The 20241-nt window shown below is 36.5% G+C and carries 13 protein-coding genes, 1 tRNA gene and 2 rRNA genes (1 of these 16 cut by a window edge); all 16 read left to right on the top strand.

The genetic code is table 11. From position 1 onward, the window contains the following. Positions 1 to 2501, top strand: a 23S ribosomal RNA gene (locus bsdE14_RS06830); it begins 403 nt to the left of the window's first position. Positions 2502 to 2552: 51 nt separating this feature from the next. Continuing rightward, positions 2553 to 2627, top strand: a tRNA-Asn gene (locus bsdE14_RS06825). Between the two features lie 4 nt (positions 2628 to 2631). Further along, positions 2632 to 2748: ribosomal RNA gene (gene rrf / locus bsdE14_RS06820) — 5S ribosomal RNA — on the top strand. Between the two features lie 796 nt (positions 2749 to 3544). Beyond that, a complete protein-coding gene (fusA, locus tag bsdE14_RS06815) occupies positions 3545 to 5632 on the top strand; it encodes an elongation factor G (RefSeq protein ID WP_264849203.1) in 2088 nt (695 codons plus the stop codon). A gap of 220 nt (positions 5633 to 5852) precedes the next feature. Further along, positions 5853 to 6089 (top strand): hypothetical protein, encoded by a 237-nt coding sequence (locus bsdE14_RS06810; RefSeq protein ID WP_264849202.1) that lies wholly within the window; start codon positions 5853 to 5855, stop codon positions 6087 to 6089. Further along, positions 6052 to 6294, top strand: coding sequence for a hypothetical protein (locus tag bsdE14_RS06805; protein ID WP_264849201.1), 243 nt, complete (start codon positions 6052 to 6054; stop codon positions 6292 to 6294). The genes bsdE14_RS06810 and bsdE14_RS06805 overlap by 38 nt, the downstream gene beginning before the upstream one ends. Positions 6295 to 6445: 151 nt before the next feature. Next, positions 6446 to 7396 carry an ROK family protein gene (locus bsdE14_RS06800; RefSeq protein WP_264849200.1) on the top strand — a complete coding sequence of 317 codons (951 nt, stop codon included), beginning with the start codon at positions 6446 to 6448 and terminating at the stop codon, positions 7394 to 7396. Between the two features lie 302 nt (positions 7397 to 7698). Continuing rightward, on the top strand, positions 7699 to 9648 hold the full coding sequence (locus tag bsdE14_RS06795) for an OPT family oligopeptide transporter (RefSeq protein WP_264849199.1): 1950 nt from the start codon (positions 7699 to 7701) through the stop codon (positions 9646 to 9648). A gap of 313 nt (positions 9649 to 9961) precedes the next feature. Continuing rightward, positions 9962 to 11887, top strand: a complete 1926-nt coding sequence (locus bsdE14_RS06790; protein WP_264849198.1) for an OPT family oligopeptide transporter — start codon at positions 9962 to 9964, stop codon at positions 11885 to 11887. Positions 11888 to 11978: 91 nt separating this feature from the next. Further along, on the top strand, positions 11979 to 12365 hold the full coding sequence (locus bsdE14_RS06785; protein ID WP_264849197.1) for a PqqD family protein: 387 nt from the start codon (positions 11979 to 11981) through the stop codon (positions 12363 to 12365). Between the two features lie 170 nt (positions 12366 to 12535). Beyond that, complete coding sequence (locus tag bsdE14_RS06780) at positions 12536 to 14932, top strand: DUF8725 domain-containing protein (protein ID WP_264849196.1); 2397 nt, start codon at positions 12536 to 12538, stop codon at positions 14930 to 14932. Further along, positions 14932 to 15861 carry an ABC transporter ATP-binding protein gene (locus bsdE14_RS06775; RefSeq protein ID WP_264849195.1) on the top strand — a complete coding sequence of 310 codons (930 nt, stop codon included), beginning with the start codon at positions 14932 to 14934 and terminating at the stop codon, positions 15859 to 15861. Before bsdE14_RS06780 ends, bsdE14_RS06775 begins: the two co-directional genes overlap by 1 nt. Before the next feature lie 25 nt (positions 15862 to 15886). Next, positions 15887 to 16744, top strand: a complete 858-nt coding sequence (locus bsdE14_RS06770; protein ID WP_264849194.1) for an ABC transporter permease — start codon at positions 15887 to 15889, stop codon at positions 16742 to 16744. A gap of 17 nt (positions 16745 to 16761) precedes the next feature. Further along, positions 16762 to 18345, top strand: coding sequence for a DUF8809 domain-containing protein (locus tag bsdE14_RS06765; RefSeq protein WP_264849193.1), 1584 nt, complete (start codon positions 16762 to 16764; stop codon positions 18343 to 18345). 10 nt (positions 18346 to 18355) lie between these two features. Then, positions 18356 to 19342: an AAA family ATPase gene (locus bsdE14_RS06760; RefSeq protein WP_264849192.1), complete on the top strand. Its 987-nt coding sequence runs from the start codon at positions 18356 to 18358 to the stop codon at positions 19340 to 19342. Between the two features lie 15 nt (positions 19343 to 19357). Further along, positions 19358 to 20236, top strand: a complete 879-nt coding sequence (locus bsdE14_RS06755; protein WP_264849191.1) for a DUF58 domain-containing protein — start codon at positions 19358 to 19360, stop codon at positions 20234 to 20236. The last annotated feature ends 5 nt before the right edge of the window (positions 20237 to 20241 follow it).

Here is a 20241-nt window from a genome sequence, read left to right as displayed (position 1 = left end):
AGAGTACCACGAGACACGTGAAACCTTGTGGGAAGCAGGGAGGACCACCTCCCAAGGCTAAATACTACCTAGTGACCGATAGTGAAGCAGTACCGTGAGGGAAAGGTGAAAAGAACCCCGGGAGGGGAGTGAAATAGAACCTGAAACCGTGTGCTTACAAACAGTCGAAGGGCGTTAATGCCTAACGGCGTGCTTTTGTAGAACGAGCCAGCGAGTTACGATGTGCAGCAAGGTTAAGTACTTAAGGTACGGAGCCGAAGGGAAACCGAGTCTGAATAGGGCATTTAGTTGCATGTCGTAGACCCGAAACCGGGTGACCTATCCATGGACAGGTTGAAGCGGAAGTAAAATTCCGTGGAGGACCGAACCACGTTGGTGTTGAAAAACCATGGGATGAGCTGTGGATAGCGGAGAAATTCCAATCGAACTCGGAGATAGCTGGTTCTCCTCGAAATAGCTTTAGGGCTAGCGTCGGGTAAAATAAGTAATGGAGGTAGAGCACTGAATGGGCTAGGGGCATTGCGCTTACTGAACTCTATCAAACTCCGAATGCCATATACTTGTACCCCGGCAGTCAGACTGCGAGTGATAAGATCCGTAGTCAAAAGGGAAACAGCCCAGATCATCAGCTAAGGTCCCAAAGTGTAAGTTAAGTGGAAAAGGATGTGGGATTTCTAAGACAACTAGGATGTTGGCTTAGAAGCAGCCACTCATTCAAAGAGTGCGTAATAGCTCACTAGTCGAGAGATCCTGCGCCGAAGATGTCCGGGGCTAAAACTTACCACCGAAGCTATGGATGTACCGTAAGGTACGTGGTAGAGGAGCTTCCTGTATGGGCAGAAGTCATACCGAAAGGAATGGTGGACTGTACAGGAGTGAGTATGCTGGCATAAGTAGCGAGAAATGAGTGAGAATCTCATTGGTCGAAAACCTAAGGTTTCCTGAGGAAGGCTCGTCCGCTCAGGGTTAGTCGGGACCTAAGCCGAGGCCGAAAGGCGTAGGTGATGGACAATCGGTTGATATTCCGATACCAGAAGTGGCGTTATTAGAGATGGAGTGACACAGTAGGATAGGATGTGCACACTGTTGGATTAGTGTGTTTAAGCATTTAGGCATGTGGGTAGGCAAATCCGCCCGCTTAGCTGAGGTGTGATGAGGAGCGAAATTTAAGTAGCGAAGTATCTGATTCCACACTGTCAAGAAAAGCTTCTATCGAGGTAACTTCTGCCCGTACCGCAAACCGACACAGGTAGGTGAGGAGAGAATCCTAAGACCAGCGGAAGAATTGTTGTTAAGGAACTCGGCAAATTGACCCCGTAACTTCGGGAGAAGGGGTGCCTACGCAAGTAGGTCGCAGAGAATAGGCCCAAGCAACTGTTTAGCAAAAACACAGGTCTCTGCTAAAGCGAAAGCTGATGTATAGGGGCTGACGCCTGCCCGGTGCTGGAAGGTTAAGGGGACTAGTTAGCGCAAGCGAAGCTATGAACTTAAGCCCCAGTAAACGGCGGCCGTAACTATAACGGTCCTAAGGTAGCGAAATTCCTTGTCAGGTAAGTTCTGACCCGCACGAATGGCGTAATGACTTGGGCACTGTCTCAACAACAAATCCGGCGAAATTGTATTGCGAGTGAAGATGCTCGCTACCCGCGATTGGACGGAAAGACCCCGTAGAGCTTTACTGTAGCTTAGCATTGAATTTCGGTATTGTCTGTACAGGATAGGTGGGAGACTGAGAAGTAGGGGCGTCAGCTCCTATGGAGTCACCCTTGGGATACCACCCTGACAGTACTGAAGTTCTAACCACAGTCCATGAAACTGGTCGTGGGACATTGTTAGGTGGGCAGTTTGACTGGGGCGGTCGCCTCCTAAAATGTAACGGAGGCGTCCAAAGGTTCCCTCAGAGCAGTTGGAAATTGCTCGTAGAGTGCAAAGGCAGAAGGGAGCCTGACTGCGACACCCACAAGTGGAGCAGGGACGAAAGTCGGGCTTAGTGATCCGGTGGTACCTCGTGGGAGGGCCATCGCTCAACGGATAAAAGCTACCTCGGGGATAACAGGCTGATCTCCCCCAAGAGTCCACATCGACGGGGAGGTTTGGCACCTCGATGTCGGCTCGTCGCATCCTGGGGCTGAAGTAGGTCCCAAGGGTTGGGCTGTTCGCCCATTAAAGCGGCACGCGAGCTGGGTTCAGAACGTCGTGAGACAGTTCGGTCCCTATCCGTCGCGGGCGTAGGAAATTTGAGAGGAGCTGTCCTTAGTACGAGAGGACCGGGATGGACTGACCTCTGGTGTACCAGTTGTTCCGCCAGGAGCACGGCTGGGTAGCTATGTCGGGACGGGATAAACGCTGAAAGCATCTAAGCGTGAAGCCCACCTCAAGATAAGATTTCCCATAGCGTAAGCTAGTAAGACCCCTTGAAGAACACAAGGTTGATAGGTCAGGGGTGTAAGCGCAGTAATGTGTTTAGCTGACTGATACTAATAGGTCGAGGGCTTGACCAAATATTCTTAATCTGTTCAGTCTTGAGAGAATAACATTCTTTCAATAAGTTTTCCGTGGTAGCTCAATGGCGGAGCATTCGGCTGTTAACCGAAGGGTTGGAGGTTCGAGTCCTCTCCACGGAGCCAGTTATCTGGTGGTAATGGCAAGAAGGTAACACCCGTTCCCATTCCGAACACGAAGGTTAAGCTTCTTAGCGCCGATGGTACTGCAGGGGAGGCCCTGTGGAAGAGTAGGACGCTGCCAGGTTAAATAGAAACACTAAGCATAAAAGCTTGGTGTTTTTTTCTTATTTCTGCCTCCCCTTGGTACGACGGGGTAACAGAACCAAGTCAGCTGCCGCTGACTATTTACCCGTAAAAGTGCATTTAGCACTTTTACCTGCAGGGGAGGCCCTGTGGAAGAGGCAAAATGTCTAAATGACCTTTTGCGGGCAGTAGTTAACGTGAGTTAACAGTTTTTACTGCCCAGTGCTGCGTAAGCAGGACGCTGCCAGGTTAATAGAAACACTAAGCATAAAAGCTTAGTGTTTTTTTCTTATTTCTGCCTCCCCTTGGTACGACGGGGTAACAGAACCAAGCCAGCTGCCACTGGCTAAGTTACCCGTGAAAGTGCATCCAGCACTTTCACCTGTTGGAATTGTTAACAGGTTAATAGACATATTAAGAACAAATGATTAGTCTTTTGTGGATAAATAGAATATTATATATGAAAAAAACTTCAAACTAAGTAGGTTTGAAGTTTTTATTTCTATAGATTAAATAATTAAATATGGGAAAGAATAGTTGTATAGGTAAGTAATAGTTAATAAAGTAAAGAAATTAAGCATATAAATGAAAATAAGTCTGCTTATAAGAATATTTCAATATATTTGAATAGAAACAAGAATTGCTAGTAAAAACGTATTTATATATAATATAAAATAAATGTCAAATTATTTTGAATATTTAGTCATGTATTTAAAAGGAAAAATAGTAAATGAATAGAATATAAATAAATATAAATATAGACTCTTCAAAATTATTTAGAAAGGCGGGAAATGTTTATGAAAGAGTACAAAACCAGAAATCTGAGAAATGTAGGTATAGTAGGTCACAGTGGTGCAGGAAAGACTACATTAACTGAAGCTATACTATACTATACAAAAACTATAGACAGATTTGGTAAGGTTGAGGAAGGAACTACAATTAGTGATTACGATGCCGAGGAAAGAAAGAGAAAAATTTCCATATCTACATCAGTAGTAAATTGTGAATGGGATAATACTAAAATAAATTTAGTTGATACTCCGGGTTATTTTGATTTTGTAGGGGAAATGATACAGGGATTAAGAGCTACAGATATGGCATTAATAACTGTTTGTTCAGTTTCAGGTATTCAAGTTGGAACTGAAAAGGCATGGAATTATGTCAATAAATCAAAAATGCCAAGAGCATTTTTTATAAATAAGCTAGATAGAGAGAATAGCAATTTTGAAAAGGTACTCGCACAATTAAAAGATAGATTCGGAATATCAGTTGTACCAATTCAATATCCAATAGGAAGCGAAGATAATTTTAAGGGCGTTGTAAATGTAATATCTAGAAGAGCAAGAATTTTTAATCCAAAGACACATGCTATGGAAGAGTCTGATGTACCAGCAGATTTAATAGATAAAGTTGATGAGTGCAAAAATATGATAATGGAAGCTGTAGCTGAAACGGATGAGGTTTTATTAGAGAAGTACTTTAGCGAAGGCTTATTAAGTGATGAAGAAATTTATCACGGACTTATCAATGGATCTGCAAAAGGTGAAATAGCTCCTGTTATGTGTGGTTCTGCATATTTAGGAATTGGTACTGAAACTTTAATTGAAGATATAATAGAATGTTTCCCATCTCCAGAGAACATGGAGCCAGTTAGAGCTAAAGATGTAAAGAATGATAAGGAGACTTTAGTAAAGATTGATGAAAGTTCTCCATTTTCTGCCTTTGTATTTAAGACAATTGCAGACCCATTTGTAGGTAAAATGTCTTTATTTAGAGTTATGACAGGAAAGGCAAAGCCTGATTCTGTTGTTTATAATACTAATAAGGAAAAACAAGAGAAAGTAGGAACAATGTATTTCCTTAGAGGAAAGAATCAAATTCCAGCAAATGAAATTATTGCAGGGGATATTGGAGCAGTTGCTAAATTACAATTTACCGCTACTGGAGATACACTTTGTGAAATGGCAGCACCTATTGCATTTGAAGAAATAAGTTTTCCATCACCTTCAATGTCATTGTCTGTGCTTCCAAAGTCAAAGGGAGATGAGGACAAAATTTCTTCTGGTTTGGCAAAACTTTTAGAAGAAGACCCAACTTTTAAAATATCAAGAGATATAGAGAATGCTGAGACTATAGTTTCAGGGGTAGGAGAGACACACCTTGATATCATAGCAAGTAAGTTGAAAAATAAATTTGGTGCTGATGTTCTATTATCAATACCAAAAGTACCATATAGAGAAACTATTAAAAAGATTTCTGATGTTCAAGGAAAGCATAAGAAGCAATCAGGTGGACACGGTCAATATGGAGACGTTAAAATTAAATTTGAACCTAGATTCGATGGAGATGAGCTAGAATTTGTAGATCAGGTAGTTGGTGGAGTTGTTCCAAGACAATACATACCAGCTGTTGAAAAAGGTTTAAAGGAGTGCATTACTAAAGGAGTGTTAGCTGGATATCCTGTTATAAGACTTAGAGCAACTCTTCATGATGGTTCTTACCATCCTGTTGATTCATCAGAAATGGCATTTAAAGTAGCTGCTTCTTTGGCATATAAGAAGGGACTTCAGACCGCTGAACCAATCTTACTAGAGCCAATTATGCATCTTGAGGTATTGGTGCCTGAGGATTACATGGGTGATATAATAGGTGACATAAATAAAAAGAGAGGTAGAGTCCTTGGAATGGAACCAGAAGGAGAATATCAAAAGATTATTGCAGAAGTTCCTCAAGCTGAATTGCATAAGTATGCTACAGATTTGAGATCAATGACACAAGCAAGAGGAAGCTTTGTAATGAAATTTGACAGATATGAAGAGGTTCCATCTAATGAAGCAGCTAAGATAATTGAACTGAGAAAGAAAGAGAATGTTGAAGAAGAATAATATTTAAATAATAAGGCTCTGTGTTTTAAAAACACAGAGCTTTTTTGTTATGTCTATTTCAAATAAATTTTATTATTTAAAGTGAATATTTTATTAGCTATTACAAAAAATACTATTACTGAAGCAAGGAGTTTTAGTTATAGAAAACTATAAGTAGCAGTATTTTGAAAGATACAGAGTAAATTTAGCTGCTAAAAAACTAAGCAAAGGGAGAGATTTTATGTCAGAGTATAGATTAGATATTACTGGAATGATTGGATTAAGTGATTACAGCAATATTCATGACTACATGGGAGTAATAGGTTCAGAGGATCAGTTAGTAATAACTATTGGTCCAGGTGATGTAGACAATGCACAAATTGTTACAGATATGCTGCAGCGGAATAATTTTGAGATAAGTACTAAGGGAGGACACGATGATGGCAGGTTCTATATTTCGGCCTACAGGAGAAAATAAGTTTAATAATATGAGTAAAGATGATATGAGATTTATAGAAAGGGATTATGGTGGAGATCTAATAAATAAAAGGATGGGTGATGACTACTATTTAGAGTTAGGTCCAGAAATTAATCCAGTATTTAATTCATGGTTTGCAATTGATGAAAGAAGAGAACTTGTTAAAGAACTTACAACTAATAAAGAAGAAATAATTATGAAATAGTTTGTATTATATAATATACACAAGTTATACTAAATATTTGGTATAGCTTGTGTTTTTATATTATTTCATAGAAAAATTACATATTTAAGCTGAAAAAATTATGATATAATTAGGCTATTATAATTTTTAATATATTGGATGGAGGATAAGAATGGAAAAAAGATATGTAGTTGGAATTGACCTAGGCGGAACAAAAATATGTGGGGCTTTAGCTGATTTAGATGGTAATATTTTAAGCCAGTGCACAATACCTACAAATGCTTTTGAAGGTGAAGCGGCTGTTTTAAATAGAATAATTGAAGTTATTGAAACAGTTATGAAGGAAGCTGGAAAATACCAAGATGTTATCAAAGCAATCGGAATAGGTTCACCAGGACCATTAGATGCTAAGAAGGGTGTAATAATAACAACGCCTAATTTACCATTTAACAACTTTAACTTGATTACACCAATTAAGGATAGATTTAATATTCCTACATATTTAGATAATGATGCAAACGTTGCCGCTATTGGTGAATTTATGCTAGGTGCAGGAAAAGGAACTGAAAACATGGTTTATGTAACAGTAAGCACAGGAGTAGGTGGTGGTGCTATATTGAATGGAAGAGTTTATAGGGGTAATACCTCTAATGCTCTTGAAATAGGACATACAACTGTACTGCCTGATGGTCCAAGGTGTAACTGTGGAAATTATGGATGTGTTGAAGCATTAGCTTCAGGGACTGCAATAGGAAGACAAGGAAAAGAAGCAGTAGCTCAGGGGCTTGAAACTTCTTTGAAAAGTTATGAAAATATTACATCCTATGAAGTATTCAAAGAAGCAGAAAAAGGTGATAAGGTAGCAAAAGACATATTGGAAAGAAGCTTAACATTTTTAGGAATTGGGATTGCTAACATTATTACAAGTTTTGATCCTGAGATGGTTATAATTGGCGGTGGAGTTTCACAAGCAGGAGACATAGTTTTTGATAAGGTAAGAGAAGTAGTAAATAAGAGATGTTTTAAAGCAATGGCTGATGGGTGCAGAATATTGCCAGCGGCACTTGGAACAAAAGCGGGTGTAATGGGAGCTGTAGCTTTAGCACTATTAGAAAGTAAATAGATGAAGACTTTAAAATCACTATATTAAAATGTATAGTGATTTTTTTTTATGGAAAGATAATGTTAGTAACGTTATACATATAGCTATATTCAAATAATTTGAATATAGCTATATGTATAATAGAAAATACTCTTTGCCATTAGTTATACATAATTGCATTAAGACGAAAAAGGACGAAAAATAGATATATTTGACGTAAATAGAAAGGAAACTAAAACTACGCTAAAAAATGAAATTTCATAAAAAGTTTACTTTATGATAATATTGTGTTGAAATATGACACATCTAAGGAGGAATACTTAATGACTGAAAAGAAAGGCCTATCACATACTGCCTATGGAGGAATAAACGGCGATGACTATACTCCATATGTATCAGCAAGTGAAGCAATGCCAGAACTTACTTTGGTATCAATAGTAATAGGATGCTTGTTTGCTGCTGTTTTTGCTGCTGCAAATACATATTTAGCTCTCAAGGTAGGTATGACTATCGCAGCTGGAATACCAGCAGCTATACTTGGTACAGGTATTTTAAAGCTTGCATTTAGAAGAAACAATATTCTAGAAGCTAACATGATTTCTGCTATAGCAGCAATGGGAGAATCTTTAGCAGGTGGTATAGTGTTTACGCTTCCAGCAATAATTATATGGGGAATGAAATTAAGCTTTACTACAATTGTTATTGTTACACTTTTAGGGGGACTAGTAGGTATTTTATTTGTTGTTCCACTAAGAAGATATCTTATAGTTGAAGAACACGGAAAACTTGCTTTTCCAGAGAGTATGGCTGCTTCTGAAGTTTTAGTTACAGGAAGTACGGGAGGAAGCGGATTCAAGACAGTACTAACTGGTATATTCGGAGGAGCAGTATACAAGTTCCTATCAGGTGGATTATTAATTTGGGCTGAAGAGCCAGAATGGTCTATAAATCTAACTCAAGGTGGCAAGCCGATATATCAAACCTTCTTTGGCCTAGATGCAATGGCATCTCTAGCTGGAGTAGGATTTATTGTTGGTATTGAAGCATCGCTTTACATGTTTGCTGGTGCTTTAGTTGCTACATTTGGTCTAATACCATTAATATCATATGTAGGTGCTGGATTAACAACGCCATTATTTCCAGCAACAGAGCCTATAGCAAAAATGACTGCAGGAGCTATTAGAGGAAATTATATAAGATATATAGGTGCTGGTGCTGTTGCAGCAGGAGGATTTATAAGTCTTGCAAAATCTCTTCCAACAATAATAAAATCCTTTAAGGCTGCAATGTCAGGTATTGGTGGAAAGAGTGAATCTACTAAGAGAACTGAACTAGATGTACCTATGACTTGGGTAATAGGAGCTGCAGTGCTTGTATTCGTTTTATCATGGCTATTACCTATGATTAAGGTAGGAGTTGTTGGTGCCATATTAGCAGTATTATTCTCCTTCTTCTTTGCAGTTGTTTCTGCTAGAATATGTGGAATAATTGGTGCATCAAACAACCCTGTTTCAGGTATGACAATTGCAACATTATTATTCATTACTTCAGTTTTAAAAGCTACAGGAATGACAGGTAATACTGGAATGGTAGCTGCTCTAATAGCAGGTGCAATAGTTTGCGTAGCCGTAGCTGTAGCAGGTGGATCAGGTCAGGCACTAAAGACTTCATATATTATTGGAGGTACTCCAAGAAAAGTAGAAATTGGAATGTATCTAGGAGTATTAATTGGTTCTCTAGCAGCAGCTGCAGCAATGCTTCTTCTTATCCAAACTTATGGAATAGGTGGAGAAAGAGGTATAGCTGCACCTCAAGCAACCTTAATGTCAATGGTTGTTAAGGGGGTTATGACTGGTGAACTTCCATGGTCTCTAGTACTTGTAGGTATGACTTTTGGTGTAATGATAGAACTTATGGGACTTCCGGTTTTACCAGTTGCACTTGGTATATATCTACCAATCCACTTAAGTGCTGGTATACTTGTAGGTGGTATTGTAAGGGTATTAGTTGATAAGAAGTTCAAGAACAATGACAGCGTATTAAAAGAGAAGACAGAAAAAGGAATACTTCTATCATCAGGACTTGTTGCCGGTGATGCTTTAATGGGTATTATAGTAGCATTACTTGCTGCTCTTAAGTTATCAGATGCTGTAGCAATAGGACCTAAATTTATGCCAAGTATATCCGGAAGTAATTGGATAGCACTATTGGTTTATGTATTGCTTGCTTACTGGATTTATAGATTTACTGTGAAAGAAGATAAAGCCATTTAATAATATAAGAGAGCCTTTAGGGCTCTCTTAATAATTGAATCTAATGCGTCAAATGTAGAATAAAATGCAAGAAATAATGATTATTGGATAGAATGAATGTAAATATATGCATATCATAGTAATACGTTAATAATGTAAAGTGATTAATATTTAAAAGGAAATATAGGCAAATTTAAAGAAAAATGAGAAAAACTTATGAATACTGTATAAAAATACAGAATATATTATTATATGCAGTTTACTAAATAGCGGTAACTGTGGTATTATAGTAATGGCTGAATTTTCAAAAAAATTTATTTTAGGGGGGTTCATTATGGCAGAAAAAAAAGGTCTGTCACATGCAGCTTATGGTGGTATTAAGGGAGAAGATTATGTTCCTTATGTATCAACAAGTGAAGCTGTACCTGAATTGACAGCAGGTTCAATCATCATTGGATGTATATTTGCAGTTTTATTTGGTGCTGCAAACACTTATTTAGGTCTTAAAGTTGGTATGACTATTGCAGCCGGAATTCCAGCAGCTATTTTAGCTACAGCAGTATTTAAAGGTGCTGCAGGAAAAAATCCAATACTACAATCAAACGTAGCACAATCAATGGCAGCTATGGGAGAATCCTTAGCAGGCGGACTTATCTTTACTATTCCAGCAGTTTTAATTTTAAAAATGGAATTAACTTTAACTACAATTATAATAGTTGCTATTCTTGGTGGTCTTCTAGGAATATTATTTGTTGTTCCACTAAGAAGGTACTTAATAGTTGAAGAACACGGAAATCTAGTTTACCCAGAGAGTATGGCTACTTCAGAAGTACTTGTTACAAGTAGTGCTGGTGGAGCTGGACTTAAGACAATGTTAACTGGTCTTGTTGCTGGAGGCGGATTCAAGCTTCTAGGAGGCGGATTCAAGCTATTCAGTGAAGAACCAGAATGGGCTATCAAAGGCTTAAATACAAGTTTTGGAGTAAACGTATACGCTTCTCTAGTGGGAGTTGGATACATAGTTGGACTTGAAATAGCATTGTACATGTTCTCAGGTGCTCTAGTAGCTTGGTTTGGAATAATACCTTTAATTAAATATGTTGGAGCAGGGTTAACTGCACCATTATTCCCATCAGCTGATATAATAGCTAAGATGGGACCATCAGCTATTTGGAGTAAATATGTAAGATATATAGGTGCTGGTGCTGTTGCAGCAGGTGGATTTATAAGTATAGCTAAGTCCATGCCAACAATAGTAAAATCCTTTAAATCAGCTATGAGTGGTATAGGTGCAAAGGGTGGAAATCAAAAGAGAACTGATATAGATGTTCCTATGACTTGGGTTATAGGGGGAGCTGCTCTTGTATTTATGCTTTCATGGTTACTTCCAATGACTCAAGGAACATTTGTAAGTGGTCTATTAGTTGTTATATTCTCCTTCTTCTTTGCAGTTGTTTCTGCAAGATTAGTTGGTATAATTGGTACTTCTAATAACCCAATATCAGGTATGACTATTGCATCACTATTATTAATAACAGCTATATTAAAAGCAACTAACCTAATTGGTAACAGAGGTATGTTTGTATCATTAATAGCTGGTTCTATAGTATGCGTAGCTATTGCTATAGCAGGTGGTGCTGCACAAAGCTTGAAGACTACCTATATCATGGGTGGTACACCAAAACATATAGAAATAGCAATGTTTGCTGGAGTTGTTCTTTCATCTATAGCAATTGGAGCAATTATATTAATGCTTAACAAGACCTATGGAATGGGAACAGAACAAATAGCTGCTCCTCAAGCTACTATAATGTCAATGGTTGTAAAGGGAATTATGAATGCTGAACTTCCATGGACTCTAGTTGTAGCTGGTGCTGCATTTGGTATAATGGCTGAACTTATGGGAATTCCGGTTCTTCCATTTGCACTTGGATTATACTTACCAATAGGCCTAAGCACAGGCGTTTTAGTCGGTGGTATCATCAGATGGTTAACAGATCTTAAGTACAAGAAGGATGAAGAATTACTTAAGAACAAGACAGAAAGAGGAGTTCTTTTATGCTCAGGTCTTATAGCTGGAGAATCTATAATTGGTATCGTAATAGCAGTATTTGCTATGGCTAAATTAGATACAGCAGTAGGATTTGGAGCTAAGATTGCACCTTGGTTAACTGAAAGCCCATGGCCAGCAGGAATAGTATTATTAATACTAGCTGTTTGGGTATACAGTTTTATAACTAAGAATGAAAAGACAGCTTAATAAAAATTTTAAATAAAAATATAATGATTATGATAGCCAAAATCGTTGATTTTGGCTATCTATTTACTTAAATTAATTAGCAGGTGAGTATATGGAGAAAGACAAAAAAAGAAAAAAGCTTATAAAAGATGATAATTTTTTACTGTATGTTCCAAAGAAGAAGCTTGAAACCTTCGAAGTTAAGAAGGGGAAGGTGAAGCTAATATTCTATCATGATAAGTGGATTGAAAAATTTGCAAGATGGCTTGTAAAAAAGCCATATGTAAGTGATATGGAGCTGGATGCTCTAGGATCTGGTGTATGGCTTTTGATTGATGGAAATAACTCTGTTTATGATATTGGGCAAAAGCTTTTGGAGCAATTCGGTGAAAGCTGCGAACCTGTATATGATAGGCTAGTTATGTTCCTAAGATATTTAAATAAAAGAGGATGGATTGCTTTTGATAGAGGTAATCAACAACAAGAGGAATTGAGTTAAATCAATTTCTCTTTTTTTATTATAAAAGTAATATTATTGTAAGAAATATTTTATTGCAAAGACCATTTGGTAATGATATCCTTTTAATATAACTTTTACATGAAAGTGGTGGGGATATGAGGAAGTGTATAAAAAAATGTTTACTTAGCATTATTCTGGGGCTGGTATTTATGGTATGTAATTTTAATCCCATAAATGCCTTGGAAGAGGATAAAATTAAGGTTAAATTGAGCGCAGGCTTTGATTCTACCTATAAAATAGGCAGTACTGTACCTATAAATATTGAGATTGAAAATAATATGAAAAATATAAATGGAGAAGTACAAATAGAGATGGAAACTGGCTCGAGACCAGGTATGAATACTAATACTATTAATTTATATGCTCAGCCAATAAGTCTTCCATTAAATTCTACTAAAAAGTTGTTGATGAATATTCCTATTAGCACATACATAACTAAGATTAAAGTAAATGTTTTTGAGGGCAAAAACAATGTTTTTGAAAAGGAAATGTCAATAAGTGGAGGGCTAAGTTCAGACAGTGTACTAATAGGCATACTAAGTGATGATTATGACAGTATTAGCTATGTGAACAGTGTAGGTATGGCAAATGGCACCACCTTAAGTGCAAAAAATGTAAAGCTAACAGAGACAAATTTCCCTGAGGATACAGATGTATTAAAGATGTTTAACAATATAATAATAAATAATTTTGATACTTCTAAATTAAGTAAAAACCAATATGAGGCTTTAAAAAAATGGGTGTTTAGTGGAGGTCACTTAATTATTGGAACAGGACCATCCTATAATAAAACCCTAGCAGTTTTTAAGGATGATTTTGTGTCAGGTACAATTGGGAATGCAGCAAATATATCTACTAAGGAATTAGGAGGTTTAATAGCTAAGAGTAATCCTGGTAATAACCTTCAGCTTAGTGCGCTAGATATAAAAGTTAAGGATAGCACACCTGTGATTAAGGAAGGGGATTTTGTTCTAGTTCATAAATTGGAGAGAAGTAGAGGTACAGTAGCTGTAGCAGCTTTTGATTTTGGACTTAATCCCATAGCTAACTGGGGACAAAAGAGTACCTTTATGGAAAAGCTAATTGGAGCAACTCTTCCAAGCTATTATAGTTTAATTGATTACCAAAAGGGAAGGCCATCTATGATGATGGAATATCTTTACGGTGTTTCCAGTGCAGTAAGAAATATACCTGAACTTCCTATGCCTAAAGGGAAAAATCTAATAATAATATTTATTATATACCTTATAATTGCGGCTCCAATTAACTACATAATATTAAAAAAGCTTGATAAAAGAGAGCTTATGTGGGCTACAGTACCAATTATTTCTATAGCCTTTGCAGGAATAATGTATGCTGCAGGATTATCTACAAGGGTTACTGAACCTATAGTTAATATTATTTCTATGATAAATATGGATAGTAAGGGAACAGCTAGTATTAAAAGCTATGGAGGGGTTTTTACTCCTACTAAAGGTACTATGAAAATAGAAGCATCAGCTGGAATGCACATAAAGACCTTATCTGAAAATGTATATGATAAAGGTATGGCAAGCAGTGCAAATAAGGCACCAAAGGTAGTTGATGCAAAAGTAAACTTGGGCTCTAAGCCATCAATCGAATTTTATAAAAATGGAGTTTTCAGCAACAGGTTAATAGACATAAGTATGGACGAAATTAAGAATGGTCAAATTGAAGGAGCATTAAATTATTCAAATGGTGTATTCAAAGGTACGGTAAAGAATAACTCGGGGTTTGACCTAGAAGATTGCTATGTTATTACCACAAGCAATTATATTTCGCTTGGAAAAATCAAAAATGGAGAAACAAAGGAAATAAATGAAAAGCCTACTGGAAGCTATAGTGGGTATGGTCAAGATTTGATTAGTAAAATTTATAAGGATCCATATAGATCACCGCAGCAATTAAAAAATGCAACTGATGAGGAAGCAAAAGAATTGAGGATTACTAGACAAAAGTGGGATGTAATGGCGAATTATTTTCAAATGAATATGGGAAAGCCAGACAACCAGCAAGTAGTAGCTTGGAGTAAGACTCCAATTACGAAGGATATTATAGTAAATGGTAAAAAGGTTAAGAAAATAGAAAAAAGCTTTATTACAGCGCCTATAAAAGTAACTCTGAGGAATGGTAATACAGTGGAATATCCTTACGGATATATAAGACCAACCTATATCAATAATAATCAAAAGGGCGGTTATGATGAATATGGAAAAGTATTTTATGGTGGAGGTACCTATGAACTCCAATATCAAATAGATAATACTATTAACATAGAGCAGTTAGATATAAAAGCAAACTTTAGCTCAAATAGCATTTTAAATAAAGAAGTTAAGCAGTACATTTGGAATGTAAAAACATCAAGCTATGAAGAAGGAAATTACACTTCTTTTAGTATTCAAAAGGACAACATAGCAAAATATGTTGATAAGGATGGAATCTTTAAATTCAAACTTGAAATAACGAATACTAACCAGGTAAGTGGAGAAATGCCTAGCATCTCCGTGAAGGGAAGTGTAAAGTAATGTTAGAGATAAAGAACTTATATAAGAGATATGGAAAGTTTACAGCAGTAAATGGACTTAATCTAGACGTACAGGAAGGTGAAATTTTTGGTTTTGTAGGTCCTAATGGAGCAGGAAAAACTACTACTATGAAGATAATTTGTGGACTACTTGATGCAACTTCAGGAGAGGTTTATGTAGATGGAGTAGATGCTATTAGGGATAGCAGGAAGCTAAAAGAAAATATTGGATACATGCCTGATTTCTTTGGGGTATATGACAATTTAAAAGTTAATGAGTACTTAGAATTTTATGCTTCTATATATAATATTAATGGAAAAGAGCGCCAAAAAGTATGTGATGATTTATTAGAACTTGTGGATTTATCAAATAAAAGAGAGGCTTACGTAGACAGCCTTTCAAGAGGAATGAAACAAAGATTGTGTCTAGCAAGAAGTCTTGTGCATAATCCAAAGCTTCTTGTACTAGATGAGCCTGCTTCTGGTATGGACCCTAGAGCCAGGTTTGAGATGAAGGAAATACTTAGAACGTTAAAAGATATGAAAAAGACAATCATAATAAGCTCTCATATACTTCCTGAGCTTGCAGAGCTCTGTACTACTATAGGCATTATTGAAAAGGGACAAATGATTATACAGGGTACAGTAGATGAGATAATGCAGCAGGTTTATAAAAATAAATCCATTAAGATCAAGGTTACTGGTAAGCAGGAAGAAGCTGTTATGATACTTAAGGAATTCCCTCAAATAGATGGGATAACCACTGGAGAGAATACAATTGAAGCTTATTTTAGTGGGAATGATGAAGAAATGAGTACTATATTAACAGCACTTGTTACAAAGAAAATACCTGTTGTTACCTTTGCTCAGCTAGATGGAAACTTGGAAGATGTATTTATGAAGGTAACGGAAAAGGTTGAAGTATCGTAATAAATAAAATAAGGAAGTGAATATTATGAATATAAATCCAGTACTATTAAAAGAACTCAGGGTTAGAATGAGGAGCTGGAAGGCTATGTGGATGCTTCTAGCCTATTTATCAGCTCTTACCCTTGTAGCTGCTTATGTTCTGCTAAATACATTAAATAATTACAATTCTTTTAACATGAACCCAGAAAGCACAATGGGGGCATATATAGGAATATCAATTATCCAGTTTTTATTAATAGCCTTTATAGCCCCTTCATTGACATCTGGTGCAATATCAGGTGAGAGGGAAAGGCAGACACTAGATTTACTGCTAAGTACAAGGATGTCACCAGCTTCTATAATTAGCGGAAAATTATTTGCATCTTTAAGCCAGGTAATATTGCTTGTTGTAGCTTCTCTACCAATATTCTCAGTGGTATTTCTCTTTGGAGGCATATCTATAGGTGACCTTATGAAGTTATTTTTGTTTTACATAGTAGTAGCAATAACAATGGGATCCATAGGAATTTTTTTCTCCACCTTTATTAAAAAGACTACTGGCTCAAATGTTACAACCTATGCCTTCATATTATTTTTACTGTTTGGAACACTGTTAATTTCTGTGTTATATATAAGTATGAAGTTTAGATATGCAGCTCAAGGAACACCAGCAGATTACGTTTTTCCGTTATTATACACTAATCCGTTAGCAGGCTTTGCATCAATGCTAAGCGATCAGTTTGGAGGAAATAGTATCGGAATACCTGGATTTTACGGTGGGACTCAATCTAATATGTTGGGATTATGGAAAATTAATATAATTTTTGATATAGCCCTATCAGTAATACTACTGTATTTTTCAGCATTAAAACTTAATCCTGTAAAAAAAGGAATAAAAAAATAATTTGTGGAAGTGATTAAATGGAAAGTGTTAGTAATGAAATACTAAGGATACTAAGAAAAATAAGAAGAAGAATATTCATAAGCATAACTTTAAACTATACAATAACTGGATTAGTATTTGGACTTTCAGCAGCTGTCCTGCTTTCCATAGTTTCTAGATTGTATCCAGTATACAACATATATATGTGGATTTTTATAATAGCAGGAATAGGGGTTTTATCAGCGTTAATATTTAGCATCTTTAAAATACCAAGCTACAGGGCCACTGCATTAAGGACTGATAATCTTGGATTAAATGAAAGAGCAGTTACAGCAGTTGAGTTAATAGATAATGATAGCTCTATGGCATTACTTCAAAAAGAAGATGCTCTTAGTGCGCTAAGAAGCTTAAACTATAAAGATGGAATAAAAATAGTTCCAAACGTTAAGAGGCTTCTTTTAATAGTACCATTGGTACTAGCTTTAATTGTAATGGGCTTTATTCCTAATCATTTAGATGAGGTAGCTAGGCAAAAACATGAGCTAGCACAGCTAAAAAAAGAAGAAATAAAAAAGGTTGAAAAGGTTGAAAAGGAAATTGAAAAAAATTCTAAGCTTTCAGAGCTTGAAAAAAAAGATATTGAAAACAAACTGCAGGAGCTTAAAAAGGACATAAAGCTGTCTAGTAACGAAAAGGAAGTTGACAAAGCTCTTCAGAGAACTGAAAAAAAGTTAGACTTAGTAAAAGAGAAGTACGATGATAAAAAACTTAAAGATATATCCAACGCGCTTGCTAAAAGTGATGTTACTAAACCATTATCTGATTTAATTAATAAGGGTGATGGTGAAGAAGTAAAAAAGGCAATGCAGGATTTAGCTAAAAATTTAAAAAATATGGATAAGGATAAGGTAAAAGAATTAGCAAGTAACATGGAAAAGCTGGCAGAGGAGCTGAAGGATAATAAAGAGCTTAAGAGCTCAATATCAAACTTAGCTTCAAAGATGTCAAAGGGTGAACTTGGTGATTTATCTAAAGAAATGAATGAGCTTTCAGGAGAAATTTCTCAGCTTATGGAAGATGACAACTTTAGCAATGTAGTGGCACAGGTTCAAAAATCCCTTAATGAAGGTCAAATGGCACAGCAGGGAAGTGGAGATGATGGAACCCTTGGACTTTCAGGCCAGGGGCAAGGTCAAGGACAGGGAAACCAAAGCGGCCAAGGATCTGGCAGCAGTGGTGAAGGCTCTGGTGGAGGTGGAAGTGGTGCTGGAAATGGCACTGGAATGAATGATGGTGGACCAACTGGAGAGGCATCATCTGGTTCGGGATTAAATAAAAAGGACGGTTCAATAAAGAAAAATGGAGAATACGAAAAAATATTCACTCCTAAGAATTTAGGAGGAGACTCTGAGAAATCAACAATTACAGGAAATAAAAATAACAGCGGTAACTCTGAAAAGGTTAATACAGAAAAGGGAATCAATATACGAGGAGATTCAGTACCTTATAATCAGGTAATAGGTGAATACAAAAACAGAGCCTTCGAGGGCTTGGATAAATCTGAAATACCTGAAGGTATGAGAGATATAGTTAAAAATTACTTTACTTCACTAGAAGACTAGGGGGAAAACAATGCAGATAGATGAAAAAGAGATAAAAGAAATATTACTTACTATAAATAATGTGGAACAAGAAGTAGGAAAGGCAATTATAGGACAAAAGGATATAGTTAGACAGGTTGTTATTGCTATCCTTGCAGGTGGAAATGTACTTTTAGAAGGTGTGCCTGGGCTTGGAAAGACACAGCTTGTGAAAACTTTATCCAGGGTTTTAGACCTTTCGTTTTCAAGAATACAGTTTACACCAGACTTGATGCCGGCCGATGTAGTAGGTACTAATATTATTGCACGTGATGAAAGTGGAAATAGTAAATTTGAATTTCAAAAGGGGCCTATATTTGCAAATATAGTGCTTGCAGATGAAATCAATAGAGCCACACCAAAGACTCAGTCGGCTCTATTAGAAGGTATGCAGGAACAGACTGTAACAGTAGGAAAATCAACTTATAAGCTGCCGCAGCCTTTCATGGTACTTGCTACTCAAAACCCTTTAGAGATGGAAGGTACATACCCACTGCCAGAGGCACAATTAGATAGATTTTTATTTAAACTAGATGTTAAGTTTCCAACCCTTGAAGAGCTAGAAAAAATTATGGATGTTACGATAACCAATAATGTAGTAGAACTCCAAAAAATAATGGATAGAGAAAGAATATTGAATATAAGGAGAATTATTAAGGAAGTTCCTATGGCAAAGGCAGTTCAAGAATATGCCTTAAAAGTAGTGCTTGCCACTCATGGTGAAAGTGAAGATGCACCTGAAATAGCTAAAAAGTATATAAGATTTGGTGCAAGCCCAAGAGCTGCGCAAGCTATAGTTCTCACTTCTAAGATTAGAGCTCTTATGGAAGGAAGATATAACGTATCCTTTGAGGATGTAAAGTATGTTGCTTATCCTGCGCTAAGACATAGGTTTTTCTTGAATTTTGATGCAGTAGCAGAGGGAATTACTACAGATAAGCTTATTTCTGAAATACTTGATAGTGTAAAAGTAGTTTAGTAGTGTGGTGAGATAATGGAAGAAAAAATATTTGATTCTGAATTTCTAAAAAAGCTTCAGACTATATCCTTATCTGCTAAGATAGCCATGAATGAAGGTGCAGGTGGAAGCAGAAAATCCAAAGCTAAAGGAAGCTCTGTAGAGTTTTCTGATTATAGGGAATATGCACATGGAGATGACTTTAGAAGAATAGACTGGAATGCTTATGGAAGGTTTGACAAGCTATTTGTAAAGCTGTTTATGGAAGAGAGGGAAGCTTTAGTAAATATATTTATAGACAGCAGCAAGTCTATGGATTTTGGGGAACCCAAAAAGTCAATTACTGCTTTGAGACTAGCTGCAATCTTTTCTTTTTTGTCTTTAAATAATATGGACAGAGTATGTATAAACGGTATTAAAGGCAATTTTTTGAACCAGCATCCTACTTTAACAGGCAAAGCTATGTTTAATAGATGTATAAGTCTACTTCAAGATATTGATTTTTCTGGTACTGCAGACATTAATACAAGTATAAAAAAGAAGGAACTTCATTCAAGGGGCATATGCATAATAATTTCTGATTTTTTTTCTGAGAGTGGTATAGAAGAAGCTGTTAAGTACTTGAGGTATAAAAATCAAGAGGTAATACTTGTGCAGATTTTAAGTGAGGAAGAGCTAATGCCAGAGCTTCAAGGACAACTAAGATTAGTGGATAGTGAAACCTTAGTGGGAAGAAGTGTAGCAGTTACTTCATCTATTTTAAAAGAATATAATAAGAGACTCGATATGTTTTTAGGAAATATAAAAGCAGTAAGCTCAAAGTTTGGGGCAGCTTATGTTCAGATATGTTCTAAAGATTCAATAGAAAAGGTAATCTTTGAAGACTTAGCACGGGCAGGAGCTATTACATTCTGACAGGT

The sequence above is a fragment of the Clostridium omnivorum genome, assembly GCF_026012015.1.
GTDB lineage: Bacteria > Bacillota > Clostridia > Clostridiales > Clostridiaceae > Clostridium_AX > Clostridium_AX omnivorum.
The sequence above is the reverse complement of the archived record's forward strand: the minus strand, read 5'-3'. Positions and strand labels throughout refer to the sequence as shown.

What these genes read in the sequence shown, in the direction of transcription:
- fusA (WP_264849203.1), top strand. Translation starts at nt 3,545, where the DNA reads ATGAAAGAGTACAAAACCAGAAATCTGAGAAATGTAGGTATAGTAGGT.
- bsdE14_RS06810 (WP_264849202.1), top strand. Translation starts at nt 5,853, where the DNA reads ATGTCAGAGTATAGATTAGATATTACTGGAATGATTGGATTAAGTGAT.
- bsdE14_RS06805 (WP_264849201.1), top strand. Translation starts at nt 6,052, where the DNA reads ATGGCAGGTTCTATATTTCGGCCTACAGGAGAAAATAAGTTTAATAAT.
- bsdE14_RS06800 (WP_264849200.1), top strand. Translation starts at nt 6,446, where the DNA reads ATGGAAAAAAGATATGTAGTTGGAATTGACCTAGGCGGAACAAAAATA.
- bsdE14_RS06795 (WP_264849199.1), top strand. Translation starts at nt 7,699, where the DNA reads ATGACTGAAAAGAAAGGCCTATCACATACTGCCTATGGAGGAATAAAC.
- bsdE14_RS06790 (WP_264849198.1), top strand. Translation starts at nt 9,962, where the DNA reads ATGGCAGAAAAAAAAGGTCTGTCACATGCAGCTTATGGTGGTATTAAG.
- bsdE14_RS06785 (WP_264849197.1), top strand. Translation starts at nt 11,979, where the DNA reads ATGGAGAAAGACAAAAAAAGAAAAAAGCTTATAAAAGATGATAATTTT.
- bsdE14_RS06780 (WP_264849196.1), top strand. Translation starts at nt 12,536, where the DNA reads ATGGTATGTAATTTTAATCCCATAAATGCCTTGGAAGAGGATAAAATT.
- bsdE14_RS06775 (WP_264849195.1), top strand. Translation starts at nt 14,932, where the DNA reads ATGTTAGAGATAAAGAACTTATATAAGAGATATGGAAAGTTTACAGCA.
- bsdE14_RS06770 (WP_264849194.1), top strand. Translation starts at nt 15,887, where the DNA reads ATGAATATAAATCCAGTACTATTAAAAGAACTCAGGGTTAGAATGAGG.
- bsdE14_RS06765 (WP_264849193.1), top strand. Translation starts at nt 16,762, where the DNA reads ATGGAAAGTGTTAGTAATGAAATACTAAGGATACTAAGAAAAATAAGA.
- bsdE14_RS06760 (WP_264849192.1), top strand. Translation starts at nt 18,356, where the DNA reads ATGCAGATAGATGAAAAAGAGATAAAAGAAATATTACTTACTATAAAT.
- bsdE14_RS06755 (WP_264849191.1), top strand. Translation starts at nt 19,358, where the DNA reads ATGGAAGAAAAAATATTTGATTCTGAATTTCTAAAAAAGCTTCAGACT.